Raw genomic sequence first — 22,493 nt, 5'->3', positions numbered from 1 at the left:
CTCACGCCGCCGTCGCGGAGGTATCCTGGAGGCCCTCGACCACGGTGGCGGCGAGTTCCCGCGCCGCCTGCCGCGTCTCGCGCTCGAGCTCGGAGAAGACGATGGCGCCGCCCGCCGCGACGAGCGCGTCGTACGGGAGGCGCACGACCGCGCGCACCCGGCTGCGGAAGTGCTCCTCGACCTCGTTCGCGCGCACGAGCGGCGTGCCCGGGCGCGAGGTGTTCAGCACCACGACCGCGCGGCGCGCGAGGTCGGCGTAGCCGTTGGTCTCGAGCCAGGTGAGCGTCTCGGACGCGAGCCGCGCCTCGTCGACGCTCAGGCCCGCGACGATGACGATCGAGTCCGCGGCGTCGAGCGTCGCGTCCATGACCGAGTGCACGATGCCGGTGCCGGTGTCGGTGAGCACGATCGAGTAGTAGTGCGCGGCGAGTTCGGCGACGTCGCGGTAGTCCTCGTCGCTGAACGCGTCGGAGACCCGCGGGTCGGCATCGGAGGCGAGCACGTCCAGGCGCGTCTGGTCGCGGGCCACCATGCCGGAGAGCTCGTTGAAGCCGTGCACGTGGGCGCGCGAACGCGACAGGTCGCGGACGGTCTTGCCGGGGGCGCCGCCGACGCGGTCGGCCAGGGTGCCGCGGTCGGGGTTCGCGTCGACCGCGATGACCCGGTCCTCGCGCGCGTCGGCGAGGGCCATGCCGAGGAGCGTGGTGACCGTCGTCTTGCCGACGCCGCCCTTGCGCGAGAGCACGGCGACGAACCGGGCGCGGCCGTCGAGCGGCGCGGCGATGCGGGCGTCGAGCGCCTTCCGTTCCCGGGCGCGGCGGCTGTCGCCGAGGTTGATGCGGCGGCCGCTGAGCGTGTAGACGAGGCTCGGCCACAGCCCCGACGGTTCGGCCTTGGGCAGGCGCGCCTGCTCGACGAGGCGGCCGTCGGTGAGGAGGTCGGCGCTCTCGCGCTCTGCGTCCCGTTCCCCCACGCGCACGGCGGCGAGGGTGACGGGGGTGGTCTCCGGGTGGTGCCGGCGCAGGGCCGGTGCCGGGGCGGGAGGCTGTTCCGGCGTCGTGGCCGCCGCGGCGGGCTCCGGCTCCGGGGCGGGCACAGCGGGGGCCGGCTCGTCCTCGACGACCTCGGCGTCGTGGACGTCCTCGTCGGGGTGGTGGCGGGTCAGCGACGGCGTGTCGAGGGACGCCGGGGCGTCCAGCACGACGCCGTCGTCCTCGACGAGGTCGTCGTCCTCCGGCTCGGCCGGGAGCACGACCTTCACCTGCGCGGTGTGGGTGCCGAGCAGCGGGATGCCGGCGGCGTCGACGGGCGCCGTCGGCATGTCGTCGGCGCCGTCCTGGGCGGTCGGATCGGGGCGATCAGGCATGCGTGTGTAACTCCAAACGGGCAGAGGGCCCGGTCAAGGCTACTCGGCGCGCCGGACGACGACCAAAAGGTCGCCCGCCTCCACCTGTGCCGTGCCCGGGACGACGAGCCGCTCCACGACCCCCGCGGCGGGGCTCGTGATGGCGGCCTCCATCTTCATCGCCTCGATCGTCGCGACCGGCTGCCCGGCCGCCACGGTGTCGCCGACGGCGACCTTGAGGGTGACCACGCCCGAGAACGGAGCCGCCACGTGCCCGGGGTTCGCCGCATCCGCCTTCTCCGCCTGTCGCGTCTCGACGGCGATGCTGCGGTCGCGCACGAACACCGGGCGCAGCTGCCCGTTCAGCGTCGTCATGACGGTCCGCATGCCCTTCTCGTCCGGCTCGCCGACCGCCTCGAGCCCGACCCACAGCTGCACGCCGCGTTCGATCTCGACGACGTGCTCGGCGCCGGCCGTGAGGCCGTAGAGGTAGTCGGCGGTGTCGAGCACGCTGAGGTCGCCGTAGGCGTCCCGCGCCTCCTGGAAGGCGCGCGTGGGTGCCGGGAAGAGCAGACGGTTCAGGGTGGCGCGCCGGGTGCCGGCGTCGGCGTCGAGCGCGGCCGCATCCTCCTCGGCCAGCGGCGCGACCTCGATGGAGACGTCGCGGCCGGCGAGCACCTTGGACCGGAACGGCTCCGGCCAGCCACCCGGCAGGTCGCCGAGCTCACCCGCCATGAACCCGACCACCGAGTCGGGGATGTCGTAGCGCTGCGGGTGCTCGGCGAAGTCGTCGGGGTCGGCCCGGACCGCGGCGAGGTGGAGGGCCAGGTCGCCGACCACCTTCGACGACGGCGTCACCTTCGGGATGCGGCCGAGGATGCGGTTCGCGGCCGCGTACATGTCCTCGATGAGCTCGAAGTCGTCGGCGAGGCCCAGCGCGATCGCCTGCTGGCGCAGGTTCGAGAGCTGCCCGCCGGGGATCTCGTGGCGGTAGACGCGGCCGGTGGGACCGGGCAGGCCCGACTCGAACGGCCGGTACATGCGCCGCACGGCCTCCCAGTACGGCTCCAGGTCCTCCGCCGCCTGCAACGGGATGCCGGTGTCGCGCTCGGTGTGCGCGAGGGCCGCGACGAGGGCCGACAGGGACGGCTGGCTCGTGGTGCCGGCCATCGGCGCGGCCGCGACGTCGACCGCATCCGCGCCCGCGGCGCTGACCGCGAGGAGCGTCGCGAGCTGCCCGCCGGCGGTGTCGTGCGTGTGGACGTGCACCGGGAGGTCGAACCGCGATCGGAGCGCCTCGACGAGCTTCGCGCCGGCCGCCGGGCGGAGCAGGCCCGCCATGTCCTTGATCGCGAGGATGTGCGCGCCGGCATCCACCATCTGCTCCGCCAGGCGCAGGTAGTAGTCGAGCGTGTACAGCTGCTCCGACGGGTCGAGCAGGTCGGCGGTGTAGCAGAGCGCCGCCTCGGCGACCGCGGTGCCGGTCTCCAGCACCGCGTCGATCGCGGGCCGCATCTGCGAGACGTCGTTCAGCGCGTCGAAGATGCGGAACACGTCGACCCCGGATGCGGCGGCCTCGCGCACGAACGCGTCGGTCACCTTCGTCGGGTAGGGCGTGTAGCCGACCGTGTTGCGCCCGCGCAGCAGCATCTGGATGGCGACGTTCGGGAGCGCCTGGCGCAGCGCGTCGAGCCGCTCCCACGGGTCCTCGCCGAGGAAGCGGAGGGCGACGTCGTAGGTCGCGCCGCCCCAGGCCTCCACCGACAGCAGCTGGGGCGTGAGCCGAGCCACGTACGGGGCGACCGTCACGAGGTCCTTGGTTCGCACGCGGGTGGCCAGCAGCGACTGGTGCGCGTCGCGGAAGGTGGTGTCGGTGACCGCCAGCTCGGTGCGCGCGCGGAGGTCCGCGGCGAAGCCGGCCGGGCCGAGCTCCTGCAGCCGCTGCCTCGACCCGGCGGGGGCCGGCGCCAGCAGGTCGACCGACGGCAGCTTCTCCCGGGGGTCACCGACCTGCGGGTTCGTCCCGTTCGGGGTGTTCACCGTCACGTCGACCAGCCAGTTGAGGATCTTCGAGCCGCGGTCCTTCGACTCGCGGCCGGCGAACAGCCCGGGCCGCTCCTCGATGAACGAGGTGCTGACGTCGCCGGCGACGAAGTCCGGGTCGTCGAGCACGGCCTGCAGGAACGGGATGTTCGTCGAGACGCCGCGGATGCGGAACTCGGCGAGGGCGCGACGGGCGCGGCCCACGGCTGCGCCGAAGTCGCGGCCGCGGCAGGTGAGCTTGGCCAGCATGGAGTCGAAGTGCGGGCTGATCTGCGAGCCGGCGGCGGTCGTACCGCCGTCCAGTCGCACCCCGGCGCCGCCGGGCGACCGGTACGTCGTGATCTTGCCGGTGTCGGGCCGGAACCCCTGCGTCGGGTCCTCCGTCGTGATCCGGCACTGCAGGGCGGCGCCGCGCAGACGGATGGCGTCCTGGGTGAGCCCGAGGTCCGCGAGGCGCTCCCCCGCGGCGATCCGCATCTGCGACTGCACGAGGTCGACGTCGGTGACCTCCTCGGTGACCGTGTGCTCGACCTGGATGCGGGGGTTCATCTCGATGAACACGACCTCGCCCGTTCGGGGGCCCGACGTCTCGAGCAGGAACTCCACGGTGCCGGCGTTCACGTACCCGATCGACTCGGCGAAGGCGACCGCGTAGCGGTGCAGCGACCGCCGGACGTCGTCGTCGAGGTTCGGTGCCGGGGCGATCTCGATGACCTTCTGGTGCCGACGCTGCACGGAGCAGTCGCGCTCGAACAGGTGGACGGTGTGCCCGTCGACGTCGGCGAGCACCTGCACCTCGATGTGCCGCGGGCGCAGCACCGCCTGCTCCAGGAACACGCGCGGGTCGCCGAAGGCGCTCCGGGCCTCACGCATGGCCGCGCCCAGCGCCTCGGCGAGGTCGGCCTTCGCCTCGACCCGCCGCATCCCGCGCCCGCCGCCGCCGGCGACCGCCTTGACGAAGATCGGGAAGCCGATCTCGTCGGACTGGGCGACGAGGGCGTCGACGTCGTCGGACGCCTCCGTGGAGCGCAGCACCGGCACGCCGGCCGCGATCGCGTGCTCCTTGGCCGTCACCTTGTTGCCGGCCATCTCCAGCACGTTCGAGGGCGGTCCGATGAACGTGATGCCGTTCGCCGCCGCCTTCGCCGCGAGCTCCGGGTTCTCCGACAGGAAGCCGTACCCGGGGTAGATCGCGTCGGCACCGCTCTCGACCGCGACGCGGACGATCTCGTCGACGTCGAGGTAGGCGCGGACCGGGTGCCCCTTCTCACCGATCGGATACGCCTCGTCCGCCTTCAGCCGGTGCAGGGAGAACCGGTCCTCCCACGGGTACACCGCGACGGTGCGGGCTCCGAGCTCGTACGCCGCGCGGAACGCACGGATGGCGATCTCGCCTCGATTGGCGACCAGGATCTTGCGGAACATAGACGTGCCTCGCATCCGTCGTTCATTGGCGGAGACCCGCGCTCGACATCGGCGCGCGGGCAGAGTGTGCTCACAGCCTAGGGGAAGGTAACGTGGACTCTCGTGCATGTCCTTTCCGTCAGCTCGCTCAAGGGCGGCGTCGGCAAGACGACCGTGACACTCGGCCTCGCCTCTGCGGCATTCGCCCGAGGTGTGCGGACTCTCGTCGTCGACCTCGACCCGCAGTCCGACGTGTCCACTGGGATGGACATCCAGGTGGCCGGGCGGCTCAACGTCGCCGACGTCCTGGCCAATCCCAAGGAGAAGGTGGTCCGGCAGGCGATCACCGCCAGCGGGTGGACGAAGGTCCACCCCGGCACGATCGACGTGCTCATCGGCAGCCCGTCCGCCATCAACTTCGACGGCCCGCATCCGTCGGTCCGCGACGTGTGGAAGCTCGAGGAGGCCCTCGCCACGGTCGAGGCCGACTACGACCTCGTGCTCATCGACTGCGCCCCGTCGCTGAACGCCCTCACGCGCACCGCGTGGGCGGCGAGCGACCGCGTCGTCGTGGTGACCGAGCCCGGGCTCTTCTCCGTCGCCGCCGCCGACCGGGCGCTGCGTGCGATCGAGGAGATCCGCCGCGGCCTGTCCCCGCGTCTGCAACCGCTCGGCATCGTCGTGAACCGCGTGCGGCCCCAGTCGATCGAGCACCAGTTCCGCATCAAGGAGCTGCGCGACATGTTCGGCCCGCTGGTGCTGTCGCCGCAGCTGCCCGAGCGCACGTCGCTGCAGCAGGCGCAGGGCGCCGCGAAGCCGCTGCACGTGTGGCCGGGCGACTCCGCGCAGGAGCTCGCCGCGGACTTCGACGCGCTGCTCGAGCGCATCATGCGCACCGGCCGGATCGCCCTCCCCGAGGATTCCACCCCCGCATCCTGACCGCCCGCGGCTCGGCCGCCGCCGTGGACCGCGAGACTGCATCCGACCGCCGAGACTGCGGGGTGACCCCGCTGTTTCGGCGACCCGTTGCAGTCTCGCGGTTCAGGCGTGAGCGACCAGCGGACGCCGGAGCGGCGGCGGATGCGGCGGCTCAGGCGGTGCGCTTGGCGCGGCGCGTGGCCAGCTCGTCGGCGGCGTCGGGAGCCTGCGGGTCGACCTCGACGAGCGTCGACTCCACCTCGCGGAGCACCTTGCCGACCGCGATGCCGAACACGCCCTGGCCGCGGCTGACGAGGTCGATGACCTCGTCGTTCGAGGTGCACAGGTACACCGAGGCGCCGTCGCTCATCAGGGTCGTGCCGGCGAGGTCACGGATGCCGGCGGCACGCAGCTGGTCGACCGCGGTGCGGATCTGCTGCAGCGAGATGCCGGTGTCGAGCAGGCGCTTGACGAGCTTGAGCACGAGGATGTCGCGGAAGCCGTAGAGACGCTGCGAACCGGAGCCGTTGGCGCCGCGGACGGTGGGGACCACGAGTTCGGTGCGGGCCCAGTAGTCCAGCTGACGGTAGGTGATGCCGGCGGCGCGGGCGGCCACCGCACCGCGGTAGCCCATCTCGTCGTCCATCTCCGGAAGACCATCGGTGAACAGGAGGTCGGCCGTGAAGACCGGTTCGCCGATCGGTTCGCCTGCGTTCATGCCGGCGGCCTCCCTTTCCAGAGTGTTTCCTCCACGCTAGAGGAGGGTCGGGGGTGGGGCAACGACATCCGCTCCACCGATTCGGCGTGTCGCCCGTTCACCCCTCGAGCCGGTCCAGCGCGGAGCGCACGAGCGCCTCACGCACCTCGGCGAGTCGCCGGGCGAGTTCGGGTGCCACCTCCGCGGCACGGCCGCGCGACGTGGCGTCGGCGCGCCGCCGGAGCGGCGCGACCGCGGACTCGATGAGCGACACGTCGCGCTCCGCGCTCTGCCGGAGCGAGCGCAGGTGACGCGGCTCGATGCCGTGGCGGTCGAGGGCGACCAGTGAGCGGAGCATGGTCAACGCCCGCTCGTCGTATGTGTCGCCTCCGGCGATGAGTCCGAGGCCGATGGCGTCGTTCAGCACCTGGGGCGCGGCACCGGCCTCGCGGAGCAGATCCTCGCGCCGGTACCGCCGCGCGGGCGGCACGATGGAGCGCGGGACGCCGACAGGGGGCGAGGCCGGGGCCTTGCCGGTCTCGAGGTCGTCGAGGTACTCGCGGATCACCTGCAGCGGCAGGTAGTGGTCGCGCTGCAGGGTCAGCGCGAGGCGGAGCCGTTCGAGGTCCTCCGGCGCGAACTTGCGGTACCCGGACTCGGTGCGCCGCGGCTGGACGATCCCCTGCACCTCGAGGAAACGCAGCTTGCTCGAGGTGAGCGACGGGAACTCCGGCGCGAGTCGCGCCAGCACCTGCCCGATGCTCAGCAGTCCCTGCGCGCCGCTGCCCCGCGCGGGAGCCGCCGCCATCAGCCGTCGGCCCGCAGGTCGGCCGGCGAGACGAGGAAGATGAGGCGGAACTTGCCGATCCGCACCTCGGCGCCGTTCTGCAGCGCGGCGCGGTCGACCCGCTCGCCGTTCACGTAGGTGCCGTTGAGCGACCGCTGGTCGACGATCTCGAACGCGGAGCCGACCCGGGTGACCTCGGCGTGACGGCGCGAGACCGTGACGTCGTCGAAGAAGATGTCGGCGTCGGGATGCCGGCCGACCGTCGTCACGTCGGCGTCGAGGAGGTACCGGGCGCCCGCGGTGGGACCGGACCGGACGATGAGGAGTGCGGAGCCGGAGGGCAGCGCCTCGATCGCCTCCATCTCGGCGTCGGTCAGCTCGCTGCCGAAGGGCACGAACGACAGGTCGGAATCGTGCCCGAACGTCTGGGTGGTGTCGTGCGTCGGCACCCGCCCGCCGGGCTCGCGACGGATGTCGGCCGCCGGGGTGTCACGCTGCTCGTCCACGTCGTCCTCCTTTCCTCCAGCCTAACCGATCCGGCGGCCGCGGAAGGAGCCGCGCTCCGGCTCCGGGGACGGGAATGTTGCCGTCTGTGTCGGCGACCGTGCGCGCCGGGGGCGGCGGACGTAGCGTTGCCGACGACCGATCCGAACGAACAGAGAGTCAGCCGTGTTCCACTCCTCCCGCCCCATCCGCCCCGTTCCGGTGCGATCGGCCGCGGAGTGCATGTGCCACGACGGCGGACGCTGCACCTCGTACGATCCGGGCCACGCCCTGCACCTCATCCAGGCGCGGCTGGCCGCGGCGACGCCGTCCGAGTGGACGGACGGGATCGTCGTCGCGACCGACCCGGAACGCGGCACCGTGACGGTGCGCGGGTGGGACGACGCCGTCGAGACGGTGTACGCGAACTCGGCCGGCGCGGCCGACGCGGCATCCGTCGGCACGCCCGTCGCGGTGCACGCCCGCTACCGCGTGCTGGCCGTCGGCAGGTCGCGGTTCAACGTCCGCGAGACCGCCTGAGTTCAGCCGGCCATCGCCGCCTTCATGGCGGTGCAGGCCTCCATGCACGCCTGGCACGCCTGCGCGCACATCATGCAGACGGCGTCGTCGCTGTGCTCCATGCACTCGTCCATGCACTGGCGGCACATCGCGATGCACGCGTCGAGCATGGCCGTCATGGACATCGGCGTCATCCCCTGCATCCGCAGCATCGCGCGCATCATCATGTTGCACATGTCGGCGCAGTTCATGCACGCCGGTGCGCACGACATGAGTTCGGTGGCGCACACGGTGCACGCCTGCTCGCATGCCGCGCACGCGTCGATGCACGCCTGCATCACCGCCATGTCGACCGCCGGCGCGCCGCGCATGGTCATCTGGTCCGACATCGCGTCCATCATCATCGAGTCCATCGCCCGCCCTTTCGTCTGCGCGGGCAGGGGTGCCCGCCTGCGATCAGCGTAGGCGCACGGCATCCGTCCGGGAAGACCACCTAGGCTCCTGCCCGTGATCGTCCGTCATCGTCGTCAGTCCCGTCCGATCCCGTTGCTCGCAGCGCTCCTGTTGGCCGCCGTCGCGGTGCTCGTGCCGCTCCAGCCCGCCGCCGCGCACGACACCCTGCTCGGTTCCGACCCGGCCGCGGGGTCCGTGCTCGAGTCGCTGCCCGCACAGGTGCGGCTCGATTTCAGCGCGGCGCTCCTCTCCGACGGTGGAAGCACCGTGGTCGAGGTGACGGATGCGGCGGGGGCCTCCCTCACCGACGGCGACCCGGTGGTCGAGCAGAACACGGTGACGCAGGCGCTCGAGGGCGACGCGGCCGGGGCCGTCACGGTGCGGTGGCGCGTGGTCTCCAGCGACGGGCATCCGATCTCCGACGAGTTCACGTTCAGCGTCGACGCCCCGGTCGAACCCGCGCCGACGCCCGAGGCGACCGCGCAGGCCCCGGAGCCGACGGATGCGGTGACCGCCGCCCCGAGCGAGACCCCGCTCGTGACCACCACCGCCGGCGACGACGCGGCGAGCCCGCTGCCCTGGCTCATCGGCGGCGGCATCGCCGTGGTCGTGATCGCCGTCGTGGTCGGGCTCCTCGCCGCCCGCGCACGCCAGAGCAGGGACGTCACCGGCGGTCCCGGGGCGGGACGAGCGGGTTCCGGCGGGCGATAGGCTGAGGGCATGCCTCATTACGACGTCGTCATCCTCGGCGCGGGCCCCGGCGGGTATGTCGCAGCGGTCCGCAGTGCACAGCTCGGCCTGTCCACCGCGATCATCGAAGAGAAGTACTGGGGCGGTGTCTGCCTCAACGTGGGCTGCATCCCCTCCAAGGCGCTTCTGAAGAACGCGGAGCTCGCGCACACGTTCGCCCACAAGGCGAAGCTCTTCGGCATGTCGGGCGAGGTCACGTTCGACTACGGCGTGGCCTGGGACCGGAGCCGCGAGGTCGCGGAGGGTCGCGTCAAGGGCATCCACTACCTGATGAAGAAGAACAAGGTCACGGAGTACCAGGGCCGCGGCACGTTCGTCGACGACCACTCCATCGACGTCGCGAAGTCGGACGGCTCGACCGAGCGCGTGACCTTCGACAACGTCATCATCGCCACCGGTTCGACCGTGCGCCTGCTCCCGGGCGTCACCCTGAGCGAGAACGTCGTCACCTACGAGGAGCAGATCCTCTCCCGTGAGCTGCCGGGCTCGATCGTCATCGTCGGCGCCGGCGCCATCGGCATGGAGTTCGCCTACGTCATGTCGAACTACGGCGTGAAGGTGACGATCATCGAGTTCCTCGACCGGGCCCTCCCGAACGAGGATGCGGACGTCTCCAAGGAGATCCAGAAGCAGTACCGCAACTACGGCATCGACATCCTCACCTCCACCAAGGTCGAGTCGGTCGTCGACGGCGGCTCCTCGGTGACGGTCACCTACACCGACAACAAGTCCGGCCAGCAGGGCTCGATCGAGGCCGACAAGGTGCTCATGTCGATCGGCTTCGCACCCCGTGTCGAGGGCTTCGGCCTGGAGAAGACCGGTGTGCATCTCACCGACCGCGGCGCGATCGCGATCGACGACCACATGCGCACGAACGTCCCGCACATCTACGCGATCGGCGACGTCACCGCGAAGCTGCAGCTCGCGCACGTCGCGGAGGCGCAGGCGGTCGTCGCCGCCGAGACCATCGGCGACGCCGAGACCATGACGCTCGGCGACTACCGCATGATGCCGCGTGCCACCTTCTGCTCCCCCCAGGTCGCCTCGTTCGGCCTCACCGAGCAGCAGGCGAAGGACGCCGGCCACGAGATCAAGGTCGCGACCTTCCCGTTCATGGCGAACGGCAAGGCGCACGGCCTCGGCGAACCGGTCGGGTTCGTCAAGCTGATCGCGGACGCGGAACACCTCGAGCTCCTCGGCGGCCACATGATCGGCCCGGACGTCTCCGAGCTCCTGCCCGAGCTGACGCTGGCTCAGAAGTGGGACCTCACCGCGCTCGAGCTCGCCCGCAACGTGCACACGCACCCGACCCTGTCGGAGGCGCTGCAGGAGGCCTTCCACGGTCTCGCGGGCCACATGATCAACTTCTGATCGTCCACACGACGAAGGGGCGGTGCCGGTTTCCGGTACCGCCCCTTCGTCGTGTGCGGGCTCAGCCGCCGAGGGCGCGGGCGAGCTTCGAACCGGATGCGGCGGGGGCACCGCCGGCGGCGACCACAAGCTCGGTGACGGCGGCGAAGAACGCGGCGCGCCAGGCGGGGTCGGCGGGAGCTGAGGGCCCGAGCTCGACCTCCCACTCGCGCCAGGAGTCGACGGCGCCGGTGCGTTCGGCGGTGGCGGTGACGTGGTCGTCCACGACCTCCGCGACGATCCCGCCGTCGGCGTCGGTGAGCGCGTACGCGACACGGCTGTTGCGGATGCGGGCGAGCGGGGTGAACGGCGGCGTCGCCCACTGCGCGATCGCCGTCGCCACTGCATCCGGGACGTCCTCGGTCTCGCCGAGCGGCCAGTGCCATTCGTGCTTGCCGTCCGCGGCGGAGATCTTCACGTGCCAGCCCTCGTCCGGACCGCCCGTGCGGCGCCGCAGCGCGACCCGGGCGCGACCGAGTGCGAGATCGTCGGTGTCCAGGTAGCGGGCGTCGAGCTCGCGCTGCTCCGCCTCCCCCACCGCCGCGATCCCGGGAAGGGTCGTCCAGTCGGGCAGCACGGCCGCGTCGTCGACGTCGAACTTCTCCTCGACCTCGACGGCGCGGGTCGGTGCGCCCTCGCTCACGCGTCGGGGACGTCGTCGATGTCGGCCGCGGTCGGCTCGAGGGGTTCGGTCGACTCGACGTACTGGAACCGTGCCTCGGTCGGGCCGTCGCCGGTGCCGGTGTTGACGTCGTCGCCGACGCGCCGGTAGACGATCTGCCCCTCCCCGTAGGAGGCGATGTACGCGTCGTCCACGGTCTCGTCGAGCGGGATGACCTGCCCGTCGAGCGGGCCTCCGGAAAGTCGTGCGATTGTCATGGCCTCAGCCTAACCACCGGGTCGCGAGCGGGGACCGGCCGTGTACGATTCGGCTCGTGCGACCATTCGTGCTGCTGGCGACCCGTGCCGAGGACGGCCCCGCCGACGAGGAGTACGAGCTGTTCCTGCGCTTCACCGGGCTGGCGCCGCGGGAACTGCGCCGCATCCGCCTGGAGGCGGAGCCGATGCCGCCGCTCGACCTCGACGGGATCTCCGGGGTCTTCGTCGGCGGCGGACCGTTCAACGCGTCGGACCCGCCGGAGCGCAAGTCCCCCGTGCAGCACCGCGTGGAAGCCGAGATCCAGGCGCTGCTCGACCGGGTCGTCGCAGCGGACTTCCCGTTCCTCGGCTGCTGCTACGGGGTCGGCACGCTCGGCGTGCACCAGGGCGCGACGATCGACCGGGCGCATCCGGAGCCGATCTCGATCACCACGGTGACCCTCACCGAGGCCGGACGCGCCGATCCGCTGTTCACGGGCGTGCCGGACGCCTTCGACGCGTTCGTCGGCCACAAGGAGGCGGTCGGCGTGCTGCCCCCGCACCTCACGCTCCTCGCGTCGTCGGCGGCGTGCCCGGTGCAGGCGTTCCGTGCCGGCGCGAACGTCTACGCGACCCAGTTCCATCCCGAATGCGACGCGGACGGCATGACCACCCGCGTGCGCGCGTACGCCGGCTACGGCTACTTCGGGCCGGACGAACTCGGCCTCACACTCGACGCCGTCCGGCGCACCCCCGTCACCGAGCCGTCACGGATGCTGCGGACGTTCGTCGAACGGTACGCGCGCTGACGGTTCGCGGGCGAGCACGATCTCGTCCACCGTCGCGGACCCCGCCGCGGGGACGCCCGTCATGTCGAGGCCGATGTCGACGAGCACCACGATGCCGGCGAACTCCGGACCGCGACCCTCGGCGAGACCGGCCTTGACCGCGCCGAACGTGGCCGTGACGGTCGCCGGCAGCACGAGCTCGTCCGAGACGGCGCCGGTGTCGGGGTGGACGCCGCTCGGCAGGTCGACGGCGACGACGTGGGCACGGCCGACCCGCACGGCGGGCAGCACGGCGGAGACGACTGTCCGCGCGTCGCCCCGGAGCACCGGGTCGCCGGTCGTGCCGATCCCGAGGATGCCGTCGATGACGACCGAGTGCTCCCCCGGGTGCACGTCCCCCGGCTCGCGGAGCCGGACCCCCTGCGACACGGCGGTGTCGATGGCGTGCTGCCGCGCCGCCCCGGCGGTGAGCACGGCGTCGACGCGGTAGCCGGATGCGGCGAGATGCCCGCCGGCCAGGAGCGCGTCGGCACCGTTGTCCCCGCGGCCCGCGAGCACGAGCACACCGCGGTCCGCGGTGATCCCCTCCTCCCGCGCGATGCGGGCGAGGGCGAGGGCGGCGCGGGCCATGAGCGGCTCCCCCGCATCGAGGAGGGGACGCTCGGCCGCCGCGACCTGCGCGGCCGTGTAGCTCGGGACGGTGATCATCCGGCACGCTCCTCGGCCTCAGCCTCGCGGGCGGCGCGCAGCTCGTCGGTCGCCGCCTGCACGGCGATCTCGGCGCGGCGCACGCGTCGCTGCGTCATCGTCGCCGCGCCGTGCCGGGCGTGGACGCGATCCGCCGCGTCCTCGACACCCGTGATGATGTAGGCCGCGGCGATGAGGATCACCTGCGCCGAGAGGTTCAGCCACAGCAGCAGCGCGATGAGCGACGCGAACGTGGCGAGCAGCGGGTTCGACGCCGCACCGCCGACGAACAGGCCCGACAGCGCCTGCAGGACCGTGAGTCCGACGCCGCCGAGGAGGGCGCCCGGCCAGAGGGCGCGGGCCGGCGCCCGCACGCCGGACAGCAGGCGGAAGGCGAGCAGGATCGCCGCGACGTCGAGCGCGAATGTGACCACGAGGGTGACCGTCGTCGTCGCGGCCTGGGCGAGCCACGACAGGGTCGTGAGTCCGAGCCAGCCGAGGAGGGCGTCGACCGACGCGGTGCCGACCACGGTCGCCGCGGCGGACGCGGCGAGGAGGCCGCCGATGAGGAGGGCGAGCAGCAGGTTCCGCAGCAGCACCCACACGAAGAACGTGTCGTCGTGCAGCTGCCCGGACAGGGTCCGCAGTGCCACCCGGAGCGAGCCGATCGCGCCGATCGCGGCGCCCACGAGCCCGACGAGCGAGACGATGCCGGCGAAGGAGAGTCCGACCGGGTGGATGTCGTCGAAGTCGACGATGTCGCCGATGCCGGGCACGGCGGCCTCCACCGCACCGACGAGCGCCTGCCAGGCGTCCGGGTTGCCGGCGAGCCACAGCGCCGCGATCGAGAACCCGAGCAGCACGCCCGCGAACACGCTGAACAGCGTGCGATAGGTGATCCCGTCCGCGAGGGACGGACCGCGGTGGTCGCTGTAGAGCAGGAAGGCGCGGACGAGCTTGCGTTCGAGCGCCCACGCCGTGGCGCGCGCGATGAGGCCGGGGGTGGCGGCGGTCCCGGGGCGGTCGCGGGCGTCTGCTGCGCTCATGCCGTCAGGCTAACCCCCGCCGGAGGGCGGGCGGCGCGGTTGACACGTCCGCGGGCAGGCCCTATCCGAGCGTGGCGTGGAACGCGATGCCGATCCATGCGCCGATCAGCATCCACGGGCCGAACGGGATCGCCGTCCGGCGGTCGGCCCGGCGCACGACGATCGCCACCAGGCTGAACAGCCCGCCGGTGAGGAACCCGGCGAACGCACCCACGAGGAACGGGTCCCAGCCGAGGAAGGCGAGGAGGAAGCCGATGAGGCCTGCGAGCGTCACGTCTCCCCCGCCGAGGCCGCCGGGCTGCACCAGCCGCAGCACCGCGTAGGCGAGGAAGAGCGCCAGCATCCCGAGGCAGGCGCGCAGGAACGCTCCGCCGTCGGACCGCCCGATCGCGGCGATGCCCAGGAGCACCCAGGCCACCGGGTAGGACGGCAGCACGATCGCATGCGGCAGCCGGTGGGAGCGCAGGTCGATGACGGCGAGCACGACGCTCACGGCTGCGAAGGCCCCGTAGGCCGCGAGGAACGCGATGTCGGCGACCGTCGGCATCCGTCACCGCCCGTAGCGGGGCGCGACCCCGTCGCCCCCGTCCCACGCGGCCGGGCCCGATGCCGGTGCGTCGTCGCGGACGGCCGCGCGGAACCTGCCGTCGGGCCAGCTCGCCGCGAAGGTCGGGACGACCCGCCAGACGCGTCGCAGGAGCCCTCGGACCGAGGTGAGGGGTCGCGCGGACACCGGCATCGTGAGCGTGCGGTCCCAGCGGACACCGTCCGACGCGCGCAGGTGGATCGTGAGGTCGAGGTCGTCGTGGATGCGCGGGTGGTCGCGGCGCACGTGCGTGCGCGCCCGACGCCAGATCGCCGTCCGCATGGCGAAGTTCGAGCCGAACACGAGCGGGATGCCGAGCCAGGCACCGACCCACACCCGGCCACCGCCGATGTACCAGCGCGCGCCGAGGTGGGCGCCGATCCGGCCGATGCCGTAGAACTCCGCGCCTCCCGTGAGCACGCCGAGCGACGGGTCGTCGGCGAAGGCGCGTTCGATCCGCTCCAGCCAGTCCGGGTGCGGCCGCGAGTCGGCGTCCAGCCTGGCGATGAGGTCGCCGTCGGCGAGGTCGTAGCCGTGGGCGGCGGCCGGCCAGATCCCGACCTTCGGCTCGTGCGCGACCGTGGCACCGGCGGCGCGGGCGACGGCGGCGCTGTCGTCGGTGCTGCCGTTGTCGACGACGACCACCTCGTCGGCGGGGCGCGTCTGCCCAGCGAGCGCATCCAGGCACGCCGAGAGCATGGTGGCGTCGTCGCGGCACGGGATCACGACGACGATGCGCGGTCGGGTCGTCACAGCGACACTGTAACGAACCGCGCCGCGTGCCGACGCGATCCCCCGGGTCAGCCGACGATGTACACCGGGGTGCCGACCGGAAGCTGCGCGAGCCGGTCGACGGCCGCGCCGTCCAGGCGCAGGCACCCGTTGGAGATGGGGCCGGACCGCGCGTCGTGGTAGTGGAACGCGGTCACCGCCGTCGACGAGCCGTCGAAGCCGGCGAGCGTGGGCGACTGCACGCCGAGGTAGATGAGCGGGTGTCCGCGGGTGTAGCCGTAGGGCATCACCTCCGCGTGCATGATGAACGTGCGTCCGCGCGGGGTCGGGGTCGCATCCGTCCCCCACCCGAGGTCGGTCGCGAGCACCTCGGCGCCGCCGGGGCCGACGATCGCGACGGTGCGCGCGGCCAGGTTCACCTCCACGTGGCTGTCGATGCCGGAGAGGGCGACGTCCGCGGCCCGGAGCCAGCCGGTGAGCTGTGCCGGGTTCCCCTCCGGCGGCGTGCCCTGGCGGCCGGCGAGCAGCACCTTCACCCAGTCGCCGTCCTGCGCGACGACGGGGACCGTCGACCCGCCCCAGCGGAGGTCGGCGGGGAGGGTGGCCACCGGCGGGGTGCCGGGCGCCGCGAACACCGGGACCATCGGTTGCACCGGGGTGGCGAGCAGCCCGGTGGGGGCTCCTGCCGGATCGTCGTCGACCGGCAGCGCGGGGAGCAGGCTGAACACGTCGGCGGACGGCAGGCCGGCGAGGTCGTACACCGTGGTGTCGGCGGGCGGGCCCGTCGGGGTGGGTTCGGTCGTCGGCGTCGCGATCCGCGAGGGTACCGGCGTCCAGGTGGGTGCGGGCTCCGCGGCGGGCGCGCCGCCGCGGCTCAGCCACACGCCGAGGCCGACCGCGATCGCAGCCACGACCAGCACGCAGGCGGCGATGACGAGCGGCAGCCGCCGGGGGCCGGATGCGTCGGTCATGCCCACCATCCTCACCCCGGCCGGCCGCCGCTGCAATCCGCGCCGGGTCACCAGTTGGGGTGGATGTCCGCCCGCAGGTACCGGTCGTAGACCTCGTGCACGGCGCGGTCGAACGCCGCCATGTCGAACGCGTCGTCGTAGAGCAGGGCGGCGGCGCGGGCGTTGCCCTCCGCCTGCGCGGTGTTGCGGGCCCCCGGGATGACGGTGGTGACGCCGGGCCGCGCGGCGACCCAGGCGAGCGCCGCCTGCGGGAGCGACACGCCCTCGGGCAGCGCGGCGGAGAGCTCGGCGACGGCGGTGAGCCCGGTCTCGTAGTCGACGCCGGAGAACGTCTCGCCACGGTCGAACGCCTCACCGTGACGGTTGAAGCTGCGATGGTCGTCGGGCGCGAACGAGGTCTGCGCGGTGTACCGGCCGGAGAGGAGGCCCGACGCGAGCGGGACGCGGGCGAAGATCGCGACGCCGGCGGCGGACGCGGCCGGCAGCACCTCGTCGAGCGGCTTCAGCCGGAAGGCGTTGAGGATGATCTGCACGTTGGCGACGTTCGGGCGGGCGATCGCGGCGAGGGCCTGCTCGCAGGTCTCGACGGAGACGCCGTAGGCGGCGATCACGCCGTCGGCGACGAGCTCGTCGAGCGCGTCGTAGGTGGCGTCGTCGGTGATGACGGCGGTCGGCGGGCAGTGCAGCTGCACCAGGTCGAGGGTGTCGACGCCGAGGTTGCGGCGCGAGCGCTCGGTCCAGGCGCGGAAGTGCTCGGGGGTGTAGTTCTCCGGCTCCTGCGGCAGCCGACGCCCCATCTTCGTGGCGACGGTGATCCCGTGGCCCGGACGCTCGGCGAGGAACCGGCCGATGATCGACTCGGAGCGGCCGTCACCGTAGACGTCGGCCGTGTCGAAGAGGGTCACGCCGGCATCGGCGGATGCGGCGAGCACCGCGAGCGCGTCGGCCTCGTCGACGTCGCCCCAGTCGGCGCCGAGCTGCCAGGTGCCGAGGCCGATGGCGGAGGCCTCGCGGCCGGCGCGGGGAAGCGGACGTGTCTGCACAGCGACTCCAAGGGGGTGTGACGGATGCGGGCGGGTGCCCTCGGTCCCACGCTAGAGGACGGCGCGGCGCGGCTCCGAATCAGTGGGCGAGACGGCGCCGCAGCGCCGCGGACACGACGGCCACGACGGTGCCGATGACCACGCCGATGAGCGTGTCCAGGACGCGGTCCTGGAGGAGCACCGCGGGGTCGGACGGCACCGCGAGGTCGATCATGAGCAGCGCGAGCGGGGTGACGAAGATCATCGCGAGGCCGTAGTTGCGGCCGATGAAGAGCTCTGCACCGGCCTGGCACAGCACCGCGACCGCGATCGTCGCGATCGGCGGCAGCTGCAACGCGAGCACGCCCGCGGCGATGAGCACGCCCACCAGCGTGCCGCCGAGGCGCTGGAGCCCCCGGACGAGCCGCGCCGTGAGCTGCGTGCCGCCGAGCGCCGCGACCGCGGCGACCATCGCCCAGTACCAGTGGCTGCCGACGAGGGCGAGCCCGGCGAGGCCCGCCGCCAGCGCCCCGATGCCGACGCCCGCCGCGGCGAGCAGGTCGGGACGCTGCCACTGCGGCGGACGCAGCGGCAGCACGCCCCGCGGGCCGCGTCGGACGAGCGCGATGACCGAGGTCACCGCGAGGCTCCAGAGGACCGTGGCGGCGCCCACGACGAGCAGCGCCGCGAACGACGTGCCGTCGGCCGGGATGGTGGCGGTCGCGCCGGTCGCGAACACCGCGAAGAGGGCACCGGGCGGATGCCACCGCGCCGCCTGCGCGAGCACGCTCACCGCGAACGCGACGACCGCGACGACGAGCACGCTCACCACGACGTGCACGCCGGCGGCCGAACACAGCGTGCCGATGAGCATGACGCCGAGGAAGAGCGCCCCCGCCGCCGTCTGCATCCGGAGGCGGACGGGATACGGGTCGTGCCGGCCGTACAGCGATGCGAACGCGCCGAAGGCGGCGTAGACGCTCAGGTCGAGGCGTCCGATCGCCCACAGCACGAGGAGGGGGACGGCGATGCTGACCGCCGCCCGCAGCGCCACGCGGTGGGCCCCGCGGTGCGGGCCGAGTGCGACGAGGTCCCGCCCGAAGCGGCGCGACGTCTCACCCATCCCCCGATCCTACGCGCGGTAGGTTGAGGGCATGGGTGAACTGGACCGGGCGACCGAGCAGCTCGAACGGCTGCTGCACGACCCGATGGCGACGGCGGTGCGCGGGATGGTGGAACTCACCGCGGTGTCCGCGCCGCAGGGTCGCGGACGCTTCCAGGAGGCGACGATCGATCTGCTCGCCTCGGCGCCGGGGCTGGCCCCCACCCCGGTCACGGTCGCGGTGGTGCTGCCGGTGCGGCACTGGCCGGAACCCGGGATGCGGCTGCCCGCACGGATCCCGCCGGCCGAGCCCCAGTCGCTCGAGGTCGATTGGGAGCCGCTCGCCCGCTAGTCAGCCGAGGACCCGGCAGTCCCAGCCGCTGGCGACCGGGTACACCTCGACGTACGCCGGCTGCGATGCCCACCGTGTGTCCGCGTACCGGGCCCCGACACGGAACACCTCGGTCGGCGCCGCCCCCAACGCGGCGTCGAGGTCGCCCGAGTCGAAGTAGAAGTAGCGCTCGGCGCCCGCGACCCACGTCCCGTGGATGGCCGACGGCGCGATCGCCACGTCCCGCGACCCCGTCTCCACCGACCAGGTGAACCCGGTCACCCCGTCCGAGCCCGACGGTCGCGACCCGTACACCCGCACGTACGGCCAGTGGCGGTCGAGGCGCGTGGCCTCGCAGTAGGCGATGACCGGCATCGGCACCGTGAGCGCACTGAACGAACCGCTCCCCCGCTCCTCATCGACCCAGCCGGTGGCGGTGGCCACCGGCGTCGCGGCGGCATCCGATGCGGAGACGGCGCGGAACACCCAGGTGACCGCGCCGGTCGTGCCCTGCAGCGCACTCGAGGCACCGGCGGCGATGCGCACGTCGACGCACGCCCGGTGCACCTCGGCGCCGCCCGCGGCGAGCGGCCACGCCACCGCCGGGTCGGGCACGGTGCCCGCGGCCAGATATGCGTCGGGGCCGCCCGCGGTCCAGTCGGCCGCGCCCCCGAACGCCGCGGCGTCGCACGTGGTCCCGACCGGAACCCGCACCATGCGGTACTCCAGCACCGTGGCCAGCGGACCGGATGCGGTCGCCTCGCCGAGCACGACCCTGCCCGCCTCGGTGGTGTCCGTCGTCGTCCGCAGGTCGATCGCGGCGAACCGGGAGTCCCCCGGCCACATCGCGTCCACGGCGAACCGCAGCGCGGCACCGGTGGCGGTGTCGTCCGCACGCCACCCGTCGCCCGCATCCGACTCGGTGCGGAACACGCCCGTCCCGATCGACGCGTGCGTGAGCTCACGGTCGGTCCAGGCGGCGGCCGTCGCCGTCGCACCGATGCCGAGCAGCAGCGCGCCGGCCATGACCGCGCGCAGGAGGCGCGAGCGCACGACGCGGCGGACGACGCGGGCGGGGCTCATCCCCCGGGGCGGCACCACGGTCGCGCCTCAGTGGTGGCGGGGGGCGCGCTCACGGTCGCGCCGGCCGCCGGGGGCACCGCGGTCGAGGCGGAGGGCGATGAGCCGGCCGCTGATGCGGGTCTCGCGCAGCCGGTCGAACGTGCCCTGCGGCAGGTCCGCGGGCAGCTCGACGAGGGAGAAGTCCGGGCGGATGTCGATCTGGCCGAAGTCCTCGCGCTTGAGCCCGCCCTCGTTCGCGAGCGCACCGACGATCTGGCGCGGCTCCACCCGGTGACGACGGCCGACGTCGATGCGGTACTTCACCAGCGGCGTCCCCGACTCGCGACGGCGACGCTCCGGGCGGTCCTTGCCGCCGCGATCACGGTCGCGGTCCTCGAACCGTGCCGCCGGACGGTCGTCCTCCTCCGACAGCAGCAGCGGCGTCTCCCCCTGGGCGACGACCGCGAGCGCGGCCGCGACGTCGACCTCGGGCACGTCGTGGTGCTCGACGTAGTGGGCGATGATGTCGCGGAACCGGTCGATCCGCTCGGTCTGCTCGAGCGCCGCGGTGATGGCGTCGTCGAAGCGGGTGAGCCGGGTCGCGTTCACGTCCTCGACGCTCGGCAGCTGCATCTGCGTGAGGGGCTGGCGCGTCGCACGCTCGATCGCGGTCAGCATCCGGCGCTCACGGGGCGTCACGAAGCTGATCGCGTCGCCCGTGCGGCCGGCGCGGCCGGTGCGGCCGATGCGGTGCACGTACGACTCGGTGTCGATCGGGAGGTCGTAGTTCACCACGTGGCTGATGCGCTCCACGTCGAGGCCGCGGGCGGCGACGTCGGTCGCGACGAGGATGTCGAGCTTGCCGGACTTCAGCTGGTTGACCGTGCGCTCCCGCTGGGCCTGCGCCACGTCGCCGCTGATGGCGGCCGCCGTGTAGCCACGGGCCCGGAGCTTCTCGGCGAGCGTCTCGGTCTCGTTCTTCGTGCGGACGAACACGATCATCCCGTCGAAGTTCTCGACCTCGAGGATGCGGGTGAGCGCGTCGACCTTCTGCGGGTAGGAGACCACCAGGTAGCGCTGGGTGATGTTCGCGCTCGTGGCGGTCTTCGCCTTGACCGTGATCTCCTCGGGGTCGCGCAGGTACTGCTGTGAGATGCGGCGGATCTGCGCCGGCATCGTGGCGGAGAAGAGCGCGACCTGCTTCTCGGCGGGGGTCTCGGCGAGGATCGTCTCGACATCCTCCGCGAAGCCCATCCGCAGCATCTCGTCGGCCTCGTCGAGCACGAGGAACCGCAGCTCGGAGAGGTCCAGCGTGCCCTTGTCGAGGTGGTCCATGATCCGGCCGGGCGTGCCGACCACGACCTGGACGCCGCGCCGGAGCGCGGACAGCTGCGTGCCGTAGCCCTGGCCGCCGTAGATCGGCAGCACGCGGACGCCCTTCAGGTGCGAGGCGTAGCTCTCGAACGCCTCGCACACCTGCAGGGCGAGCTCGCGGGTCGGGGCGAGCACGAGCGCCTGCGGCTTCGCCGCGCCCGGGTCGAGCTGCGACAGCACCGGGAGTGCGAACGCCGCGGTCTTGCCCGTGCCCGTCTGCGCCATGCCGATCACGTCGCGGCCCGCCATCAGCAGCGGGATGGTGGCGGCCTGGATCGCCGACGGGGTCTCGTAGCCGACCTCCTTCAGCGCCTTGAGGACGGCGGCGTCGAGTCCCAGATCGGAGAAGGTGGGCTGGGCGTCGGTCGTTTCGGGCGCTTCGGGCTCGGGGGCATCAAGAGTGGACACCACTCAACGGTAGTCCCCTCTTCCTGTGGATTCAGGCGGTGCCGGCGATCGGACCATCCGCCGCGCGGTCCTTGCGGACGTGGATGCGGTGCATCACGAGGTGCGCGACCGGGTGCGCGATGAGGGCCTCCACCGCGAACGCCACGGCGAAGTTGCGCGGCCACAGCAGGAAGAAGTCCGTGATCGGATCCCAGCTGATGCGCCACTCCCCGATCCAGGTGCCGATGACGGTGAGGAAGATCGACATGAGCAGGACGTTGCACAGGAGCTCGATCACGATGTGCGCGTTGAAGCTGTCGGTCGGCGCGACGATCTTGTTCGCGAGCCACCGGGCGGGCTTGTTGGTGAGGATGACGAACACCACCACGGCCAGCCAGATCACCGGCAGCACGCGCAGCACGTTGCCCCACACCTCCAGGCTGAACCCCGCCGTGAACATGGCGGCCAGCGGCGCGATGATGTTCACCGAGATCAGCGACACCACCAGCAGGAAGATCGGGAACTCCTTCCCGTTGCGCGGCAGACGCATGTGGAACTTGTGGTGATCGCTCACGAATCCTCTTTCATCTGGGGAGATATATATCTCATTATATCCAAATCCGGCGCCCGGTCCGGCCGCGCCTTCCGAAGGGTCCACCGCCGGATCGCTAGGCTCGGGTCGTCGCACCAGGGGGCTCGACCCCTCATCCCCCCAGAACGAGCCCGTCATGGCACGAG

The 22,493-nt window shown here is 72.7% G+C and carries 25 protein-coding genes; 7 read left to right on the top strand and 18 right to left on the bottom strand.

Features of this window, described 5'->3' with window-relative positions; all coding sequences use genetic code 11:
- Position 1: 1 nt before the first annotated feature.
- The gene (locus ACWAUO_RS04350) at positions 2 to 1,366 is read right to left on the bottom strand and encodes a MinD/ParA family ATP-binding protein (protein WP_460773389.1); all 1,365 of its coding nucleotides are present in this window, start codon (positions 1,364 to 1,366) and stop codon (positions 2 to 4) included.
- Positions 1,367 to 1,405: 39 nt separating this feature from the next.
- Entirely contained in the window at positions 1,406 to 4,813 is a 3,408-nt protein-coding gene (locus ACWAUO_RS04345; protein WP_460773387.1) for a pyruvate carboxylase, read from the bottom strand.
- Between the two features lie 102 nt (positions 4,814 to 4,915).
- Here ACWAUO_RS04345 and ACWAUO_RS04340 point away from each other — a divergent pair, with 102 nt between their 5' ends.
- Positions 4,916 to 5,731 carry a ParA family protein gene (locus ACWAUO_RS04340; protein WP_460773385.1) on the top strand — a complete coding sequence of 272 codons (816 nt, stop codon included), beginning with the start codon at positions 4,916 to 4,918 and terminating at the stop codon, positions 5,729 to 5,731.
- 151 nt (positions 5,732 to 5,882) lie between these two features.
- Here ACWAUO_RS04340 and ACWAUO_RS04335 read toward each other — a convergent pair whose 3' ends face one another.
- The 3 genes from ACWAUO_RS04335 to ACWAUO_RS04325 form a co-directional block, all read right to left on the bottom strand.
- Positions 5,883 to 6,428 carry a MerR family transcriptional regulator gene (locus ACWAUO_RS04335; protein ID WP_460773383.1) on the bottom strand — a complete coding sequence of 182 codons (546 nt, stop codon included), beginning with the start codon at positions 6,426 to 6,428 and terminating at the stop codon, positions 5,883 to 5,885.
- Positions 6,429 to 6,525: 97 nt separating this feature from the next.
- Positions 6,526 to 7,215, bottom strand: a complete 690-nt coding sequence (gene ftsR / locus ACWAUO_RS04330) for a transcriptional regulator FtsR (RefSeq protein ID WP_460773381.1) — start codon at positions 7,213 to 7,215, stop codon at positions 6,526 to 6,528.
- Positions 7,215 to 7,667 carry an FHA domain-containing protein gene (locus ACWAUO_RS04325; RefSeq protein ID WP_460774348.1) on the bottom strand — a complete coding sequence of 151 codons (453 nt, stop codon included), beginning with the start codon at positions 7,665 to 7,667 and terminating at the stop codon, positions 7,215 to 7,217. Before ACWAUO_RS04325 ends, ftsR begins: the two co-directional genes overlap by 1 nt.
- A gap of 196 nt (positions 7,668 to 7,863) precedes the next feature.
- Between ACWAUO_RS04325 and ACWAUO_RS04320 the strand changes: the two genes are divergently transcribed.
- Positions 7,864 to 8,217 (top strand): hypothetical protein, encoded by a 354-nt coding sequence (locus tag ACWAUO_RS04320; RefSeq protein ID WP_460773380.1) that lies wholly within the window; start codon positions 7,864 to 7,866, stop codon positions 8,215 to 8,217.
- 2 nt (positions 8,218 to 8,219) lie between these two features.
- On the opposite strand, the gene ACWAUO_RS04315 is transcribed toward ACWAUO_RS04320, so the two are convergent.
- Positions 8,220 to 8,381 carry a hypothetical protein gene (locus ACWAUO_RS04315; protein ID WP_460773378.1) on the bottom strand — a complete coding sequence of 54 codons (162 nt, stop codon included), beginning with the start codon at positions 8,379 to 8,381 and terminating at the stop codon, positions 8,220 to 8,222.
- Between ACWAUO_RS04315 and ACWAUO_RS04310 the strand changes: the two genes are divergently transcribed.
- From ACWAUO_RS04310 to lpdA, 3 genes are read left to right on the top strand one after another with little or no spacing between them, the layout of a single operon-like run.
- Positions 8,374 to 8,661, top strand: coding sequence for a hypothetical protein (locus tag ACWAUO_RS04310; protein WP_460773376.1), 288 nt, complete (start codon positions 8,374 to 8,376; stop codon positions 8,659 to 8,661). The genes ACWAUO_RS04315 and ACWAUO_RS04310 overlap by 8 nt on opposite strands.
- Before the next feature lie 42 nt (positions 8,662 to 8,703).
- Complete coding sequence (locus ACWAUO_RS04305; protein WP_460773375.1) at positions 8,704 to 9,360, top strand: copper resistance CopC family protein; 657 nt, start codon at positions 8,704 to 8,706, stop codon at positions 9,358 to 9,360.
- Positions 9,361 to 9,369: 9 nt separating this feature from the next.
- Entirely contained in the window at positions 9,370 to 10,770 is a 1,401-nt protein-coding gene (gene lpdA / locus ACWAUO_RS04300) for a dihydrolipoyl dehydrogenase (protein ID WP_460773374.1), read from the top strand.
- 61 nt (positions 10,771 to 10,831) lie between these two features.
- Here the strand turns inward: lpdA and ACWAUO_RS04295 are convergent, their stop codons facing one another.
- Entirely contained in the window at positions 10,832 to 11,452 is a 621-nt protein-coding gene (locus ACWAUO_RS04295; RefSeq protein ID WP_460773372.1) for a CYTH domain-containing protein, read from the bottom strand.
- The gene (locus ACWAUO_RS04290) at positions 11,449 to 11,688 is read right to left on the bottom strand and encodes a response regulator (RefSeq protein WP_460773370.1); all 240 of its coding nucleotides are present in this window, start codon (positions 11,686 to 11,688) and stop codon (positions 11,449 to 11,451) included. Before ACWAUO_RS04290 ends, ACWAUO_RS04295 begins: the two co-directional genes overlap by 4 nt.
- Positions 11,689 to 11,744: 56 nt before the next feature.
- On the opposite strand from ACWAUO_RS04290, the gene ACWAUO_RS04285 reads away from it, so the two are divergent.
- On the top strand, positions 11,745 to 12,476 hold the full coding sequence (locus ACWAUO_RS04285) for a glutamine amidotransferase (RefSeq protein ID WP_460773369.1): 732 nt from the start codon (positions 11,745 to 11,747) through the stop codon (positions 12,474 to 12,476).
- On the opposite strand, the gene ACWAUO_RS04280 is transcribed toward ACWAUO_RS04285, so the two are convergent.
- The 7 genes from ACWAUO_RS04280 to ACWAUO_RS04250 form a co-directional block, all read right to left on the bottom strand.
- On the bottom strand, positions 12,435 to 13,163 hold the full coding sequence (locus ACWAUO_RS04280; RefSeq protein WP_460773367.1) for an NAD(P)H-hydrate epimerase: 729 nt from the start codon (positions 13,161 to 13,163) through the stop codon (positions 12,435 to 12,437). The genes ACWAUO_RS04285 and ACWAUO_RS04280 overlap by 42 nt on opposite strands.
- Positions 13,160 to 14,188: a YhjD/YihY/BrkB family envelope integrity protein gene (locus ACWAUO_RS04275; protein WP_460773366.1), complete on the bottom strand. Its 1,029-nt coding sequence runs from the start codon at positions 14,186 to 14,188 to the stop codon at positions 13,160 to 13,162. The genes ACWAUO_RS04280 and ACWAUO_RS04275 overlap by 4 nt, the downstream gene beginning before the upstream one ends.
- A gap of 61 nt (positions 14,189 to 14,249) precedes the next feature.
- On the bottom strand, positions 14,250 to 14,735 hold the full coding sequence (locus tag ACWAUO_RS04270; protein ID WP_460773364.1) for a prepilin peptidase: 486 nt from the start codon (positions 14,733 to 14,735) through the stop codon (positions 14,250 to 14,252).
- 3 nt (positions 14,736 to 14,738) lie between these two features.
- Complete coding sequence (locus ACWAUO_RS04265; RefSeq protein WP_460773362.1) at positions 14,739 to 15,527, bottom strand: glycosyltransferase family 2 protein; 789 nt, start codon at positions 15,525 to 15,527, stop codon at positions 14,739 to 14,741.
- 47 nt (positions 15,528 to 15,574) lie between these two features.
- On the bottom strand, positions 15,575 to 16,477 hold the full coding sequence (locus ACWAUO_RS04260; protein WP_460773361.1) for a L,D-transpeptidase: 903 nt from the start codon (positions 16,475 to 16,477) through the stop codon (positions 15,575 to 15,577).
- A gap of 47 nt (positions 16,478 to 16,524) precedes the next feature.
- Positions 16,525 to 17,520, bottom strand: a complete 996-nt coding sequence (locus tag ACWAUO_RS04255) for an aldo/keto reductase (protein WP_460773359.1) — start codon at positions 17,518 to 17,520, stop codon at positions 16,525 to 16,527.
- A 79-nt stretch (positions 17,521 to 17,599) separates the two neighbouring features.
- Entirely contained in the window at positions 17,600 to 18,622 is a 1,023-nt protein-coding gene (locus ACWAUO_RS04250) for an FUSC family protein (protein WP_460773358.1), read from the bottom strand.
- A 31-nt stretch (positions 18,623 to 18,653) separates the two neighbouring features.
- Here ACWAUO_RS04250 and ACWAUO_RS04245 point away from each other — a divergent pair, with 31 nt between their 5' ends.
- Entirely contained in the window at positions 18,654 to 18,953 is a 300-nt protein-coding gene (locus ACWAUO_RS04245; protein WP_460773356.1) for a hypothetical protein, read from the top strand.
- Here ACWAUO_RS04245 and ACWAUO_RS04240 read toward each other — a convergent pair whose 3' ends face one another.
- From ACWAUO_RS04240 to ACWAUO_RS04230, 3 genes are read right to left on the bottom strand one after another with little or no spacing between them, the layout of a single operon-like run.
- Complete coding sequence (locus ACWAUO_RS04240; RefSeq protein WP_460773355.1) at positions 18,954 to 20,033, bottom strand: hypothetical protein; 1,080 nt, start codon at positions 20,031 to 20,033, stop codon at positions 18,954 to 18,956. It abuts the gene before it with no gap.
- A gap of 9 nt (positions 20,034 to 20,042) precedes the next feature.
- Positions 20,043 to 21,776: a DEAD/DEAH box helicase gene (locus ACWAUO_RS04235; RefSeq protein WP_460773353.1), complete on the bottom strand. Its 1,734-nt coding sequence runs from the start codon at positions 21,774 to 21,776 to the stop codon at positions 20,043 to 20,045.
- Between the two features lie 31 nt (positions 21,777 to 21,807).
- On the bottom strand, positions 21,808 to 22,329 hold the full coding sequence (locus tag ACWAUO_RS04230) for a hypothetical protein (RefSeq protein WP_460773351.1): 522 nt from the start codon (positions 22,327 to 22,329) through the stop codon (positions 21,808 to 21,810).
- Between the last annotated feature and the right edge of the window lie 164 nt (positions 22,330 to 22,493).

This window comes from Microbacterium sp. GXF7504 (assembly GCF_054798235.1).
Note: the sequence above shows the minus strand (reverse complement) of the source record. Positions and strands in the feature narration are given on the sequence as shown.